The organism is Pseudomonas sp. K8 (assembly GCF_014889455.1).
In the GTDB taxonomy this organism is placed as follows: Bacteria; Pseudomonadota; Gammaproteobacteria; order Pseudomonadales; family Pseudomonadaceae; genus Aquipseudomonas; species Aquipseudomonas veronii.
Window position 1 is genome coordinate 184,163 of record NZ_VJWO01000007.1, and the last position, 15,575, is coordinate 199,737.

General features: G+C 56.4%; 8 protein-coding genes and 2 pseudogenes. 6 read left to right on the forward strand and 4 right to left on the reverse strand.

Going from position 1 to position 15,575, the window contains the following annotated elements:
- Positions 1-46: 46 nt before the first annotated feature.
- Together INT12_RS07865 and INT12_RS07870 are read right to left on the reverse strand one after the other, a co-directional pair.
- Positions 47-1,117 carry a hypothetical protein gene (locus INT12_RS07865; RefSeq protein WP_193039758.1) on the reverse strand — a complete coding sequence of 357 codons (1,071 nt, stop codon included), beginning with the start codon at positions 1,115-1,117 and terminating at the stop codon, positions 47-49.
- On the reverse strand, positions 1,110-3,149 hold the full coding sequence (locus INT12_RS07870; RefSeq protein WP_193039757.1) for a lipase family protein: 2,040 nt from the start codon (positions 3,147-3,149) through the stop codon (positions 1,110-1,112). Before INT12_RS07870 ends, INT12_RS07865 begins: the two co-directional genes overlap by 8 nt.
- 256 nt (positions 3,150-3,405) lie before the next feature.
- On the opposite strand from INT12_RS07870, the gene INT12_RS07875 reads away from it, so the two are divergent.
- The 5 genes and pseudogenes from INT12_RS07875 to INT12_RS31180 form a co-directional block, all read left to right on the forward strand.
- Positions 3,406-5,088, forward strand: coding sequence for a fatty acid--CoA ligase (locus tag INT12_RS07875; protein ID WP_017845945.1), 1,683 nt, complete (start codon positions 3,406-3,408; stop codon positions 5,086-5,088).
- A 331-nt stretch (positions 5,089-5,419) separates the two neighbouring features.
- Complete coding sequence (locus INT12_RS07880; RefSeq protein WP_017845944.1) at positions 5,420-7,291, forward strand: DUF1302 domain-containing protein; 1,872 nt, start codon at positions 5,420-5,422, stop codon at positions 7,289-7,291.
- Between the two features lie 29 nt (positions 7,292-7,320).
- Entirely contained in the window at positions 7,321-8,685 is a 1,365-nt protein-coding gene (locus INT12_RS07885; protein ID WP_017845943.1) for a DUF1329 domain-containing protein, read from the forward strand.
- Positions 8,686-8,910: 225 nt separating this feature from the next.
- Positions 8,911-11,640 (forward strand): LuxR C-terminal-related transcriptional regulator, encoded by a 2,730-nt coding sequence (locus INT12_RS07890; RefSeq protein ID WP_193058810.1) that lies wholly within the window; start codon positions 8,911-8,913, stop codon positions 11,638-11,640.
- A 126-nt stretch (positions 11,641-11,766) separates the two neighbouring features.
- A pseudogene (locus tag INT12_RS31180) lies at positions 11,767-11,832 on the forward strand (MBL fold metallo-hydrolase); the annotation flags it as partial.
- A gap of 512 nt (positions 11,833-12,344) precedes the next feature.
- On the opposite strand, the gene INT12_RS07895 reads toward INT12_RS31180, so the two are convergent.
- Both INT12_RS07895 and INT12_RS07900 read right to left on the reverse strand, forming a co-directional pair.
- Positions 12,345-13,250, reverse strand: coding sequence for a hypothetical protein (locus INT12_RS07895; protein WP_169884806.1), 906 nt, complete (start codon positions 13,248-13,250; stop codon positions 12,345-12,347).
- Positions 13,251-13,348: 98 nt separating this feature from the next.
- Positions 13,349-14,374 carry a hypothetical protein gene (locus INT12_RS07900; protein ID WP_169884809.1) on the reverse strand — a complete coding sequence of 342 codons (1,026 nt, stop codon included), beginning with the start codon at positions 14,372-14,374 and terminating at the stop codon, positions 13,349-13,351.
- Between the two features lie 743 nt (positions 14,375-15,117).
- Here INT12_RS07900 and INT12_RS07905 point away from each other — a divergent pair.
- Positions 15,118-15,575, forward strand: a pseudogene (locus tag INT12_RS07905) (hypothetical protein); the annotation flags it as partial.

The window sequence follows — 15,575 nt, forward strand, 5'->3', positions numbered from 1 at the left end:
TTGGCGGAACCAGCGGGTTCGAAAGCCAATTTTTGTATAGGCGGCATCACCATCTCCTGTTGGGGAAATCGACTTCACGTACTGGATGGGCGCTCTCCGGTAAGGGGTCGGTAAGCCCCTCGACATCTGTCTTCTCCTCGAATATTTGACCGTTGTTACCGACCAGCCTATAGCTATACGAAGGCAGTCTTTTCCCCCATTCGTCCACAATGAGGTAGCGCCCAAACCCGGGCTTATCCGGTTCTGGGAGCCAGTCGGGTAACAGCTGCGGGCGGGGGTCCCGACAATCGGCATAACGCCAGCGTGAAAAACACTCGGGGGCGCGTCCTGTGCGCAGGCTTTGTAGTTTCCAGAAGTCTGGCGTCGATTGACCATCTGCCACGACATTGCCGTCGGGATAGGTGAAAGCGGTGTGGTTTCCCTCCTTTTTTTCCTTGGGCCCCGCCGAATAAACTATGAAATCGGAATGTATGACTGGTTCGAAATATACCTGCCGCGCCTGTAATGCTTGGTAACTGAGGTAAATGCTGCCCTCGCCGGCCAAGCCCACAGTTTTTTTGTAAGGCCCCAAAAACTCTTCATCGACCCAAGGGTAGTAATCCTTCTTGATCGTCAGATCGCCTTCAACCTTGATATCAGCTCCTCCCCGTGGCGAGTCGTTGTAGTCAAATATCACAACCACGCCGCCCCCTCCCCCTGAAGTCACATTCTCGCCAAAACGCGTCGGATCGGCATAAGCCACGCCAAAGGTCACATTCGCCAAATGCCAGCGGCACGCGCCACCGCCATCTTTCGGCAGTTCTACTTGGTAGAGATCACTCTGCCCCTGGCGCTCCAGTTCCTTGTAAACCGAGTGATGACCATCCCGTTCAGTGCGCTGGCCGCTGGCGCCGTAGTCGACACGCTTACAAATGGGCGAGCGGTACATCACCCACATAGTTTCGGTTTTTAGTTCCTTGGGCAGTTTCACGGTGACGGTTATTTTTTCGCTGTTGGCAGGCGGCGCCAGACTGTAATCCTGACGGCATCCACTGAGGCTAAAAAACATCGCGCACACAACAGTGAGCAGGCGGAGAAACCGGATTTTGTTCTTTCGCATGTTGATCGGCTTAACCATCGGTCTTCTCGTAATAAGCTTTTGGGTCGGCAATGGCGTTAAAACGCTGCAGCGCCTCGGTGCCACCTGCTACTCGCTGGGTGATATGCAGGGCTTGGTCTACCAGGCGCTGTAAGTCGAGGAACACGCAATTGCGGGTCAGTTCGTCCTCGTGAATGCTCCCGTAGTAATCCTTTAGCTGTTGTTCGAACTTGCGCCGTTGGACCTGTCGCTCCAGCAACGGATCGCGCTCTGCATCAATCGATTCCAGTAATTGGTTATGGATATAGGGTTGGTATTGCGACATGAAGTGATCGCCAATACGCGGCATTCGACCCGTCGCCGGGTTGCTGTAGCGAGGGAAGAACCGGGCCCGGCTTTCGGCGTTCAGCGATGTGTTCAGGCACTGCGTGGCCTGCTCGACTTGCTGGTCACCGTCCTCGCTCAGACTGGGGACCAAATACAGCTTGGCTTTTTCCGGCAGTTCGTAGGCGATAGTGCTGCGATAGGGCGTGCCATCGGGTTTGCGGTAAGCGGGGTATGGTGTGATCTCCTGTTGCTGGTGTTGCTTGGCCCGGAAAAACATGGCGATCTCACCGTGATGGCTGAACGGGTCTTCATGTTTGAATACTGCGCTGGAGACGGCTTGACGTAGCGACCAACTAAACCCAGCGAGCAGGCCGACAGGGCCATAGGCGTCATATAGGTAATTGTCCAGCGCGGCCTCGGGGGGCACGCGAGGAATGGCGTCCATGTCATTGACATGGCGAAAGTGCCATAGGTCGCCCAAAAACTGTATGGCGTGGAGGGTGAAGGTGCGGGGCATGCCGTAGGTGTAGAGCAGAGGGTTATGGTTTTTCAGCGAGGCCGCGTGGATGAGGCCAAGCGCGCCGCCCAGGCTATGGCCGCAGATGAACAATTTTTTATCGCGAGCACCACCAAGAATCGTCTTGCCAAAATCAGTATCAAAAACTCTTCTCGCCACCTCAAAGGCATCGCGAAAGCCAAGGTGCACACTGCCCACAGCAGTAAGGTCAGGGCAAGGAACCTTAGGCTCGCAAACCGCAGCGATCTCCGGTTTCACAGGACGAAAGGTCGCATCGGTGATGAGGTCAGCAAGCCCTTCCATCTCAGTGCCGCGCCACGCCACCAACGCCTGGGATGCACTGATAGCGTAAAGCAGCTGGGTATGACCTTCCGGCACGTCTGCCTTAGCGGTATCCAAGGCTTTGATCGTCAAATAACGATCACTAAAAGGCACATCAACCACCACACATGGCCATGCCTGGCCGTTATCCCAAACCCGAGGTGTGCGTGACAAATCCAGGCATTGCTGCTCGAAAAACTCGTTGACGGAACCCAGTTCGCGTTCATCCCGCGTGCTATACGCCAAAATACTCATCAACCCCAGGTTGTAGGCATTGACCAGGCTGTACCCAGACTGGTGATGCAACATCAGAGACCAGGCGCGAAATGGGCAGACTTCCAGCACATGACGACGGTCCAGTTCATCGCCACTGACGGTGAAGCCGTTGAACTTTCGTTCCGGGAAATGAAACGCCGGTAGCTTATTCGAATCGTTCAAGGGGGGCTGGAATGTTGGTTGTTGGTCACATAATTGACCGATTCGCAGATAGTGGTAACAGCGCCCCGCAGCCAGCGCCTGCTTCTCAATCGGCGAAAAGCCTGAGCGTTGCGGGCCATACAGCGGTGTACGATCCCCGATAATCGGTCGAGGCGGCTCTGCGCGCTCAGCACGCAAACGACGCGTTTGCAGTTGATCGGCCAAAGGGTTGGCCTCCATCAACAACGTGATAGGCAGCGGATGCAAGCCCTCAACGCGAATCACCCCCTCGGCATCGCTGCGGCCAAGAAACTCCGGCACAACACGCTCACGAGTGGCCTCATTCACCGCACGGTAAGGCAGGTTCGCCAGGGGCTCGCCCTGCTCATCCAGCAATTGGAACTCTATCCAATGCCGTTTCTGTTTGCCGCCGATGAAATCCTTGTTCGGGTTGAGTGTGTCCGTGCGGTGCATGGGATCGTTGTGCATAGCGGTCCTTTAGCGATGGATGCGACGAAAGTCCAAAGCGTAAAGAGTTGCTATCCGTGACGAATGTCGGAAGGTTCGCCTTTCAGCGAAGGGTGCTTCCTGATCTAATTTGCTCATGTCCCGAAGAGGATGTTGGCGCAAAGCTATCATTCGCAGCAGGCTGCAAATCATTCCTTTGGCTGATTTGGTCGGCACCTAACGTCTCTACAGTGCAGGTCTTCAAGCCGAGACCGTGCAGTCATAAAAAGGGATTCGTATGTTGCAGACCCGTGTTATCCCGCCCGCCGAAGGTGCGTACCAATATCCGCTGTTGATCAAACGCCTGCTCATGTCCGGGGCCCGTTATGAGAAGACCCGGGAAATCATCTACCGCGACAAGCTGCGCTACACCTATCCAACCCTGATCGAGCGGGTCGCGCGCCTGGCCAATGTGCTCACCGAAGCCGGGGTCAAGGCTGGTGATACCGTTGCCGTGATGGACTGGGACAGCCACCGTTACCTGGAATGCATGTTCGCCATCCCGATGATCGGCGCGGTGATTCATACCATCAACGTGCGCCTGTCGCCGGAACAGATTCTCTACACCATGAACCACGCCGAGGACCGCTTTGTGCTGGTCAACAGCGAGTTCGTGGGGCTCTACCAGGCGATTGCCGGGCAGCTCACCACCGTCGACAAAACCTTGTTGCTGACCGATGCGGCCGAGAAAACCGCTGAGCTGCCGAACCTGGTGGGGGAGTACGAAACCCTGCTGGCCGCCGCCAGCCCGAAATACGATTTCGAGGATTTCGACGAAAATTCCGTCGCCACCACCTTCTATACCACCGGCACCACCGGCAACCCCAAGGGTGTGTACTTCACCCATCGCCAATTGGTGCTGCACACCATCGGCGTGGCGACCATCATGGGCAGTGTCGACAGCGTGCGCTTGCTGGGCACCAACGACGTGTACATGCCGATCACGCCGATGTTCCACGTGCATGCCTGGGGCCTGCCGTATGTGGCCACCATGCTGGGCCTGAAACAGGTCTACCCCGGGCGTTACGATCCGGAATACCTGGTGGAGCTGTGGCGCAAGGAAAAGGTCACCTTTTCCCACTGTGTGCCGACCATCCTGCAAATGGTGCTCAACGCCAAGGCCGCCCAGGGCGTGGACTTTGGCGGCTGGAAAATCGTCATCGGCGGCAGCGCCCTCAATCGCACGCTGTATGAAGCGGCCAAGGCCCGTGGGATTCAACTGACCGCCGCGTATGGCATGTCCGAGACCGGGCCGTTGGTGTCCTGCGCCCATCTCAACGATGAGCTGATGGCCGGCACCGAGGACGAGCGCACCACTTACCGCATCAAGGCCGGAGTGCCCGGGCCGTTGGTGGAAGCGGCAATCATCGACAGCGACGGGCATTTCCTGCCCGCCGATGGCGAGTCCCAGGGCGAACTGGTGCTACGCGCGCCGTGGCTGACCGAGGGTTACTACAACGAGCCGCAAAAGGGCGCCGAGCTGTGGGAAGGCGGCTGGATGCACACCGGCGACGTGGCGACCCTCGACGCGTTTGGGGTGATCGATATCCGCGACCGCATCAAGGACGTGATCAAGACCGGCGGCGAGTGGATCTCGTCCCTGGCTCTGGAAGACCTGGTCAGCCGCCACCCGGCGGTACGCGAAGTAGCGGTGGTGGGCATCGCCGATCCGCAGTGGGGCGAGCGCCCGTTTGCGTTGCTGGTGGTGCGTGATGGCCATGTGATAGGCGCCCGTGAACTCAAGGAGCACCTCAAGCCGTTCGTGGAGTTGGGCCACTTGAGCAAGTGGGCGATTCCAAACCAGATCGCCATTGTTACTGAAATTCCCAAGACCAGTGTCGGCAAGCTCGACAAAAAACGTATCCGCGTCGACATCATTGAGTGGCAGGCCAACAACAGTACGTTCCTCTCTACCCTTTGATACCTTTTGCCGTGCCCGTTCGGGCACGGCAATGCTCTATCTCGCGGCTTCACTTGTGATTTGCCGATTTTCAGCCATCCTTGCCGCGTCGGCCTTCGTCGACGTGGCAAAAGGGCTGTGGCAGACGGGTCGGTGATGCAAATCACACTTTAGAGGGATCAAGCGGTACCCCCTGCTGGCTATAGTCCCTCTCAGAGTTTTTCAAGGATGTTGCGCTTCGAGCCATGGGGGCTCGGTTGCCGGGCGGCATTGGAATCGTTGTATTCCGGCCGTTACATGCATCACCGAAAGAACTCACTGCCATAACAATAATGCACATGGAGTAGCGTCGATGACCTCAGTAAATCAGTTCTGGCGCCGGGCAAGATTGCCCCTGGCCGTCAGTCTCGCTTCTACGCTCGCCGGGCCGGCATTCGGCGTCAGTTTCAATATCGGTGAAATCGAAGGGAATTTTGACTCCTCTCTTTCCGTGGGGGCGAGTTGGTCGACAGCCAAGGCCAACCGCGATCTGATCGGCGTCAACAATGGCGGCAAGGGCTTGTCCCAGACCTCCGATGACGGCCATTTGAACTTCAAGCGCGGCGAGACGTTCTCGAAAATCTTCAAGGGCATCCATGACCTGGAACTGAAATACGGCGACACCGGTGTGTTTGTACGCGGCAAATATTGGTATGACTTTGAACTCAAGGACGAAAATCGTGAGTTCAAGGACATCAGTGACAAAGGCCGTCCTATGGGCGCCCGGTCTTCCGGCGGGGAAATTCTCGACGCCTTCATTTATCACAACTACTCGATTGCCGATGAGCCCGGTTCCGCGCGTTTCGGTAAGCAGGTTGTAAGTTGGGGCGAAAGTACCTTCATCGGCGGCGGCATCAACTCCATCAACCCGATTGACGTAGCGGCGTTCCGTCGCCCGGGTGCCGAGATCAAGGAAGGCCTGATTCCGGTCAACATGTTCTATGTGTCGCAGACACTGACCGAAAACCTGTCGGCGGAAGGCTTCTATCAGTTGGATTGGGAGAAGACCGTCACCGATAACTGCGGGACATTTTTCTCCCAGGCGGACGTCATTACAGGCGGCTGCAATGACAACCTGCGGTTGCTCAGCAAGCGCTCTGTGATAACCGCAGGCGGTGGTTTGCCGCTGATGAATCAGTTTGGCGTCAACATCAACGAAGAAGGTGTGCTGGTCAAGCGCGGCTCTGATCGCGACGCGCGTGATGGCGGGCAGTTCGGTGTAGCCATGCACTACAACTTCGAGCCGCTGGACACTGAGTTCGGCGCTTATTTCATGAACTACCACAGCCGTGCGCCGATTTTCAGCGCCAAGGGCGCATCGGCTGCGACTTACGCCGCGGCTAACGCATTGACGTTCACGCCAGCCAGTAGTCTGCGTCCACTCATCGTGGCCGGTAACTCCAGCTACTTCGTCGAATATCCAGAAGACATTCGCTTGTACGGTTTGAGCTTCTCGACAACCTTGCCTACCGGCACAGCGTGGAGCGGCGAGATCAGCTACCGGCCGAACGCGCCGGTTCAGCTCAACACCACCGACATCTTGTACGCGGGCGTTACGCCGTTGATAGGCTTGAACGGTGCTTCCCCGCTCAAGGGCGCCGCCGGTCAGGATCTGAATGGCTACCGCCGCAAGGAAATCACCCAGCTCCAGACCACCTTTACGCACTTCTTTGATCAGGTCATGGGCGCCAGCCGGCTGACACTGGTGGGCGAAGTGGGGCTGACCCACGTCGGCGGCCTGGAAAGCAGCTCGAAAGCGCGCTACGGGCGTGATCCGGTATTTGGTCCTGGGGAAGGTCCACTGTGCGCGACGCTCAACGCGGGAACCATTGCCGGTGCGGGCGCAGGTACAGACCGCAGTAACCTGACGGCCAACTGCAACAATGACGGCTTTACCACCGCCAACTCCTGGGGCTATCGCGGCCGGGCAATCTGGGAATACCCGGATGTGTTCGCGGGTGTGAACCTCAAGCCCAACGTGGCCTGGTCCCATGACGTCAGCGGTTATTCGCCAGGCCCTGGCGGCAACTTCGAAGAAGGTCGCAAGGCTGTCAGTCTCGGCCTGGATGCTGAATACCAGAATACCTACACCGCGAGCTTGGCCTACACCAACTTCTTCGGCGGTAAGTATTCCACTGTGGACGACCGTGATTTCATCGCCCTCAGCGTCGGCGCCAACTTCTAAGCACACTGCATTTCAGGAAGAACCAGAACATGAAAATAACTAAAAGTCTGTTGCACGTCGGTGTGCTTGGGCTGTCGATCCTGGCGAGTAACGTCATGGCGGCGGTGTCGGCGGATGAGGCCGCCAAGCTGGGCACGACCCTGACCCCGATGGGCGCCGAAATGGCCGGTAACGCCGCAGGCACCATTCCTAAATGGTCGCCGTTGCCGACGAATGCCGGCGCCGTCGACGCCCGTGGTTTCCTGGCCAACCCTTATGCCAGCGAACAACCGCAATTCACCATCACCGCGCAAAACGTCGAGCAATACAAAGACAAGCTGGCGCCGGGGCAGTACGCGATGTTCAAGCGCTACCCGGACACCTTCAAGATGCCGGTCTACCCGACCCATCGCGGCGCCACCGTACCGGCCGAGGTGTTCGCCTCGATCAAGAAGAACGCCACCACCACCAACCTGGTGTCCGGCGGCAACGGCCTGGAAAACTTCGAAACCGCCGTGCCGTTCCCGATTCCGAAAAGCGGCGTTGAAGTCATCTGGAACCACATCACCCGCTATCGCGGCGGCAGCGTGACCCGCCTGGTGACCCAGGCCACGCCGCAGACCAACGGTTCGTTCAGCCTGGTGTATTTCAAAGACCAGTTCGTGTTCCGCGACAAAATGAAGGACTTCGACCCGAAAAACCCCGGCAACGTGCTGTTCTACTTCAAGCAGCAAGTGACCGCGCCAGCACGTCTGGCCGGTGGTGTGCTGCTGGTCCACGAAACCCTCGACCAGGTGAAGGAACCGCGCTCGGCGTGGGTCTACAACGCCGGCCAGCGCCGTGTACGCCGGGCGCCGCAAGTGTCTTATGACGGGCCGGGTACCGCCGCCGACGGCCTGCGTACCTCCGACAACCTCGACATGTACAACGGTGCGCCGGACCGCTACGACTGGAAACTGGAAGGCAAGAAAGAAATCTACATCGCCTCCAACAGCTACAAGATCGACGATCCGAAACTCAAGTATGTCGACATCATCAAGGCCGGCCACATCAACCAGGACCTCGCACGCTACGAGTTGCGCCGCGTGTGGCATGTGGTCGCGACCCTGAAGGAAGGCCAGCGCCACATCTACGCCAAGCGTGACTTCTTCATCGACGAAGACACCTGGCAAGCGGCCGTGATCGACCACTACGACGGTCGCGGCCAACTGTGGCGCGTCGCCGAAGCCCATGCCGAGAACTACTACGACAAACAAGTGCCGTGGTACGCCCTGGAAACCCTCTACGACCTGCAGTCCGGCCGCTACCTGGCCCTGGGCATGAAGAACGAAGAGAAACAGGCGTATGACTTTGGCTTCACCGCCACCACCAGCGACTTCACCCCGGCGGCCCTGCGCCAGGACGGTGTTCGCTAAGCTGCACGCGTAGCCAAATGTGGGAGGGGGCTTGCCCCCGATAGCGGTCTGACAGCCAAGAATTCTATTGGCTGCCCCAGCGCAATCGGGAGCAAGCCCCCTCTCACATTTCTTGTCGCAGTTCTTTTTCAGGCAAATGTTGCAAAGATCTACAAAACCGCCGCTTTTACCGCTAGTCTGCGGACATCTGCAATGCCGACAACAGCCTTCTACAAGAGCCCGGCGATGACTGATCTGTCCCGAATCCAGGGGCCTGCCAGCGCGGTGATTCCGACCCTGGAAGGTCGCTTCTACAGACCTCCGCTGCCTGACGGCTACGTGCTGCGACCGCGCCTGTGCGAACGGCTGAGCGCTGGCCTGGAAGGGCGATTGCTGCTGGTCTGCGCGCCGGCGGGGTTCGGCAAGAGTTCGCTGGCGGTTGAGTTCTGCCAGAGTCTGCCCGCCCATTGGCAAAGCCTTTGGCTGGGCCTGAGCCCACGGGATAACGACCCCGGGCGTTTCCTCGAGCGCCTGCTTGACGGCTTGCAGCAATACTTCCCGCAACTGGGGGCGCAATCCCTGGGCCTGCTGAAAATGCGTCAGCGTCATCAACCGTTTGCCTTCGAAGAATGGCTCGATGGCTTGCTCGATGAGCTGGCGCTGCAGTTGTCCACGCGTGCGCCTTTGTTGCTGGTGCTGGATGACTACCATTTGGCCCAGGGCCCGGTGCTTGACCGCTGCCTGCAGTTTTTCCTCAATCATTTGCCCGATGGCCTGCTGGTGCTGGTTACCAGTCGCCAGCGCCCCGACTGGCACCTGGCGCGCTTGCGCCTGTCTCGGCACCTGCTGGAGCTGCATGAGCAAGACCTGCGCCTGACCCACGCCGAATCCCTGGCGGTGTTGGATCGCCACAGCAGTTCGCTGCGCGGCGAGGCGCTGGATAACTTGATCCGCCGCAGTGAAGGCTGGGTCGCCGGTTTGCGTTTCTGGCTGTTGGCGGCCTCCGAAGCGGGGAATGAAGGCGCCTTGCCGCAAAGCCTGCACGGCGGCGAAGGCTTGATACGCGACTATTTGCTGGACGAAGTGATTGATTGCTTGCCGGCGGAAGTCCAGGCGTTCCTCTATGAAACCGCCTCGCAGGAACGCTTTTGCAGTGAACTGTGCGACGCCATACGCGATGCCCACGACAGCGCGGAAATCCTGCGTTACTTGCAGGCTCACCAGGTATTTCTGGTGCCGCTGGACGAGCAGGGGCACTGGTTCCGTTATCACCATTTGTTTTCCGACCTGCTGCGCACCCGGCGCGCGAGCAGCGCCGTGCTGCCGCCCGCCAGCCTGCACCTGCGCGCCTGTCGCTGGTTCAACGCCCAGGGGCTGATCGATGAAGCGGTCGAGCAGGCGTTGCGCGCCGGTCATCTGGATGTGGCGGCGAACCTGGTGCAGAACCTCTCCGAGGAGCAACTGCTGGCCGAGCAGAACGTCGGCATGCTCCTACGCTGGAAAATGGATTTGCCCGACAGCCTGCTGATCAGCACGCCCCGGTTGATCGTGCTGTACAGCTGGGCCTTGGGCCTGGCGTGTCAGCTGGATGCGGCGGAAGAACTGTCGGGATACCTCAGTCGCTTCCTGCCGGCACCATCGGCCACTGCGCAGAAGTCGATGCTGGCGCAATGGCTGGCGCTGAGCGGGATCATCGCCCGGGGCCGAGGCGACCGCGAGCTGACCCAGCGCTATTGCAGCGAAGCCTTGGAAAGCCTGCCGCAGCGCCGTTATGGTCAGCGCCTGATGTGCCTGTCGACCCTCTCCAACCTGGCGATCGTCGATGCCGACCTGTGGCGCGCCCGTGGCTTGAACCGCGAATCCCTCGAATTGGCGCAGCGTGTCGGCAACCCCCTGTTCGAGGCCCTGGCCCATTACGACCGCGCGCGGGTCTTGCAGGCGCGGGGTGAAATCCTGCGCTCGCTGGATGAAGTGCGTCAGGGCCTGCAACGCTTGCACGACCTTTCGCCCCAACGGTTGTACGCCGTGCGCGCCCGATTAGCGCTTTACGAAGGCTACCTGCTGCTCGCGCGTTGTCAGCCCGAAGCCGGCCTGGTCCGCCTGCGCGCCGGCCTGGCCGAAGCCCGCGCCTGCCGGGATATCAGCGTGCTGATCGGGCATTGCGTGATTGCCAACTTCGAAGGGCGCCGCGGCGACTTCGCCAAAGCCTTCGCCGAACTGGCCGAGGCCGAACGCCTGATGCACATCTGGGATGTGCCGCCGATTTACTACCTGGCAATGATCACCCTGATCAAATGCGAACTCTGGTTGGCCCAGGGGCGTACCGACCTGGCCGACGCCTGGCTGACCCGCCTGGGGCAAACCTACAACGGCGCACACGCGGCGGCGGCCCCGGAGTTTCACCCGCACCTGCCGCAGCATATCGAGCTGCAGCAAGCCGCGTTGGACGCGATCCGCCATCAACCGGCGGCGGCCCTGCAGCGCCTCGAAGACCTGGCGCAACACGCTCATGGCAGCGGGCGCCAGATGATTGCCCTGATGGCGCTGACCCAGCAGGCGCAGTTGCTGCTGGAGAGCGGCCAGGAGGCCAAGGCGCGCGAGGTGTTGGTTCGCGCCCTGGAAGCCGGAGCCGGCGGCGCGCTGCAACCCTTCCAGCGCCTGCTTGAAGGGTATCCCGACTGGATGCGCGATCAACTCGGCCAAGACCCCCATGGTTTATTGAACCAGAGCCTGTTGGCGCTGCTGCCGGCCGTTGCTGTCAGCGAGCCGGCGCCCAACCATGAAACCCTGAGCGCACGCGAGCTGGCGGTGCTGCAACTGATCGCCCAGGGTTGTTCGAACCAGGAGATCAGTAACCGACTCTTCATCTCCCTGCACACGGTCAAGACCCACGCCAGCCATATCAACAGCAAGCTCGGCGTGGAGCGGCGCACCCAGGCGGTCGCGCGGGCGCAGGAGCTGCGGTTGATTGGTTAAAGCCTGAGTCCGCTGGCGAGCTTGCTTGCGTTGAGGTGCGACGCCGCTCCAGTCTGGTTTAATAGTGCAATCATTCTGGCGACAGTCGCCCGGAAACCCTATGCCGTTTGCACGAGAGGACCGTTCATGGACACCGCAAAGCCGACCCTTATCCGCGAAACCTTCCCCGTCGGCCCGTTGCAGTGCAACTGCAATCACCGTCAGCTTCGTGAGTGCTTGATTCTGAAGTAGTTTTCTTTATTTTACTTTGTAAATCAATTAGTTGGATGGTTGCAGATTGATGCATGGTTGAGCGGTTTTTTGCAGCGTAGTGCAGTATAGGTGTGCCAGATTTGTGCCGTCGGATAGATGCCCAAATAGCCTCCTGTTGCGTAGCGATTTCTAAAGCTAAGTAACTGAATGAGAGGACGTGCGTCCACAGGCATGAGGCGATTGGTGCAGGACCTTCGGAAGTGCTCCACGCCAGCCTGCAACACCATAGAGTTGTAACCCGGCCTGAAGGTCGGCCGTATGACTGCGACGATAACAGCCCAGCAAAGCGCAGCGGTACGTCCTGTACACGGCTGGTCGTGTGATCAGAAACAGCTTTCTATTCGGGGGGGGGCATGTCCTGCAGAGACATACAGGGCCGCCTGGTAGGATCGCATTCCGTTTCTTACAGTCGTTGGCAGCCAGTTCCATCGCAGGGAATCACCGAGGTAGCGTCAAAAAAAAGAGCTGACGATTTCGGGGGTTGGTATATTCTTGCTTAATTTAACAAATCTCTTCATGCGGCCCGTGATTACTCGTTCGTGAAACATGCTGATGTGAAAGCCAACGAAGTTGTAAATCAGCACAATTCCTAGAATTTTGTCGCTGAGTGTGGGGAAATTGCTAATAATTTTGTTGTTAACATATGGGTTAATATTTTCATTGAGTTTCTCTTCGATGAATAGTTTTGTTTCTTCATCATTTGATATTCCTTTTAAGTGAGGAAGCGGCCCGGTTTCGTTTAAGCAGTAAATCGTATGTAGTTCTTCGAAAATCTCTGTAATATCTATGTAGATTAAACCATTGTAGCCGGTTTCATCACTTTCAATTTGCTCGGCTGCCTCGATAAGACGGTCGTTGACAGCACTCAACGTTTTTACTCTTTTGCATTCAATCAGTAATTTAGATTCGTCTATAATGATGTCCGCTCTGCGAGTTAGATCTAAGTCTTGATCGCTGTTGGCGTAATCAGATGCTGTTGTAAGCTCGAACATATGGTTTCTAGCTTGGTCTTCGTGGCTTCTATTAGGCTGGTCTCTAAACGAGATTCCTTTAACTGACTTTTTAAGTGTTGTGATGAATTGTTTGGATTTTTGAGCGTTTAAACTCTCGTGGAGCATAATTATTTGGTTTAGCTCGTGATATGATTGAAGTGTGTAATACATTTCATCATTCAAGTATCCTCTCAGGCGTTCAAATTTAGAGGCCTTCTTAATGTATTCGGGTACCCGACCTCTCAAGTTTAAACCGATATCGTGTTCTAGCCATGAGCAGCACTGCTCAACACGCTCGTTAAATGATGCTACGTCATATGGTCTTGGATTAATGAAGTCGATGCAGATTTTGCTATTGTTTCTCAAGATTTTTCTTCCTTGCCGCTGTTTACGTCTTGTCGTTGTGAACTTCTGGGTTGACGCGTTAAGCGCCTCCCAGAGGTTGTCTCAGGTTTTTAGTGGTATCAGCGGTTTTTCTTGAAGTCCTTAGATAACATTTGGGATGCTGCAGATGCTTTATACATACCTACGCCTTTTATCTCTTTTGCAACTTCATAGCCTTCGTCTCGGAATGTAGCTAGCATCTCACTAAGCTTTGTAAGCTTGCTAGTGTTTAGCACTAGGCGAACGGCAGTGCCTTTGAGCTGGTGTCCTAGATCTATATGCTGTTTTCCTTGTTCGTTAAGAGATATTCCATGATCACCGCTGCATAATAAAAAGCTTCCCCCGAGGCGGCAAATTCTGCTAATCATATAGAGCCCAAAACCCGAGTTATGCCAAGGGTTGTTTTTGTCTATTTTTGCACCTTTAAAATTTTTGCTAGATATTGCAGGCATAAGCGCCTGCTGAATAGCATCTGAGTCACATTCAACTTGAATGTATGGGTTTGCAGATAAGGACTGTTTTAAGCCTATACCGTTGTCAATAATTGCGATTTCTACCTTGTTATAGCTGGGCCAAAACTGAGCGCAATATTCGATACTTCGAGACTCACTGTGCTCCAGAACATTTCGCATGATCTCTCTAATGGAATACGTTAGCGCATCAACCAAATTTCCGGTTGTTTCTCTCGATAGTATTTTTGCAAGGTTCTCAGAGCGATTTTCAATGATGTCTTGAGCTAAATCGCCTCCTTTGATTGCTTCATCAACAATTGTCTGCGTTCTTAAAATCGTGTAAGGGACGAAGCGCTCAGTACCGTCTTTACAATTCGGTTCTCTACCATGCTTTAAACCAAAAGCTCTAAAGAATGCCATATTTGCTGCATATTCTTTATTTATGTAGCCGGAGCAGCTAACAGTTGTGTGCTTGTTGGTTCTATTGAAGTCCCTTATGTGTTTAGCTACATAAACCATAACAAAAGGTTCTATTCTTCCCATTGACGAGAAATCAATTAGAACTTTTTCTTTTCCTGCATGACTTTCGACTTCTGAGCAGAAGTCGAAAATTGCGCGTTCGTTACAACTGCTTGGGAATTTCACCGTTGCCATATTACGTCCTTATATCGTCACGGTTATCAGAGCTTTTGACGAACCCATCACGTCTCGTTGGGCTATGGAACGAAAGCTACTATTTTGCCATTACGCTGTCCATGCTCGCCATTGGGCTAGTCGGGATGGCGTGGGTTGTAGGGGCGATCAAAGTGACCGGTAAGAAATCTCTGAAAACCTAACCGTGAGACCTGCGGCACATTGCAAGAATCTGTTGGCATTCACAAACCAATGCGGCCTTGAGCACGAGTGTGCTCTGGCTGATAAGAGTGCCAGCCCATGCAAGCCTTGCTCACCGTCGATCAGCTATCTGTTTTCTTACAAAAATCCGTCGCTAGCATCCGAAGCGACGTTACTCGTAATCCTCACGCCCTACCGCCGATCTGCCGTCTACCTGGTACTAAGCGCTTGTTATGGCGTGTAGAGGATGTCGAGGCGTGGCTGGAGGCGCATGTTGTCGGTAGTGAGTTCGCTACACCTGGGAGGGAGCATGACCGCGCCCGACCGGGGCGTCCTACTAAGGCCGCGCAGGTTGCTAAGCAGCGTAGCTATGCGAAATGAGCTCTCGTGGTTCCCTCTCTGCCCGGATGGAGCAATTACGAAAGTCCGCCCCGGCTAGACCCGTTGTAGTACCACCACCTTCCCCTTTGTTTCTGCCTGGCCTCAGCGAACTCAGCCGGGCGATGCCCAATCACATTGCCCGCTCCAGCTTGTTCGCTCCGGTGGCTCGCGGAGCTAAGAAAATGCACAAGGAAACCGTCTTGGCGAGTCGTAGAGATGCTGTCCTGACTTTTTGGGGGGAACAATTAGATGAGGCTCAAGCCGATGTCTGGATGCAATTGATGCACGAAGCGATCAAGGCACCACTTGGTGATGCTTTGCCGATTAATCGTGCCCGGTTGCTGCGAGCGATAGGCAGGCAAACCGGGAATTATGAATATCAGTGGCTCCACCGAACGATGAAGGCCTTGAGCTTTGCCATGCTGATCGTCGAGGTGACGAAGGACGGTAAGCCGAAATTTGAGGTTGGCAGAGCAGAGTCATTGCACCTGATTGATAAGTTTATGTACGACCTGCGGATTCCACGGGCATCCGGCCACCCATTCCATGAACATCCGGCCACTGATTCCACGATGATCCGGCCACCCGTTCCACGGCCATCCGGCCACCCACAAGGCAGGCAGCAACGCAGGATTAATTC

Coding starts and splice junctions, on each gene's coding strand:
- INT12_RS07885 (WP_017845943.1), top strand. CDS start 7,321: ATGAAAATAACTAAAAGTCTGTTGCACGTCGGTGTGCTTGGGCTGTCG.
- INT12_RS07880 (WP_017845944.1), top strand. CDS start 5,420: ATGACCTCAGTAAATCAGTTCTGGCGCCGGGCAAGATTGCCCCTGGCC.
- INT12_RS07870 (WP_193039757.1), bottom strand. CDS start 3,149: ATGCACAACGATCCCATGCACCGCACGGACACACTCAACCCGAACAAG.
- INT12_RS07875 (WP_017845945.1), top strand. CDS start 3,406: ATGTTGCAGACCCGTGTTATCCCGCCCGCCGAAGGTGCGTACCAATAT.
- INT12_RS07890 (WP_193058810.1), top strand. CDS start 8,911: ATGACTGATCTGTCCCGAATCCAGGGGCCTGCCAGCGCGGTGATTCCG.
- INT12_RS07900 (WP_169884809.1), bottom strand. CDS start 14,374: ATGGCAACGGTGAAATTCCCAAGCAGTTGTAACGAACGCGCAATTTTC.
- INT12_RS07865 (WP_193039758.1), bottom strand. CDS start 1,117: ATGGTTAAGCCGATCAACATGCGAAAGAACAAAATCCGGTTTCTCCGC.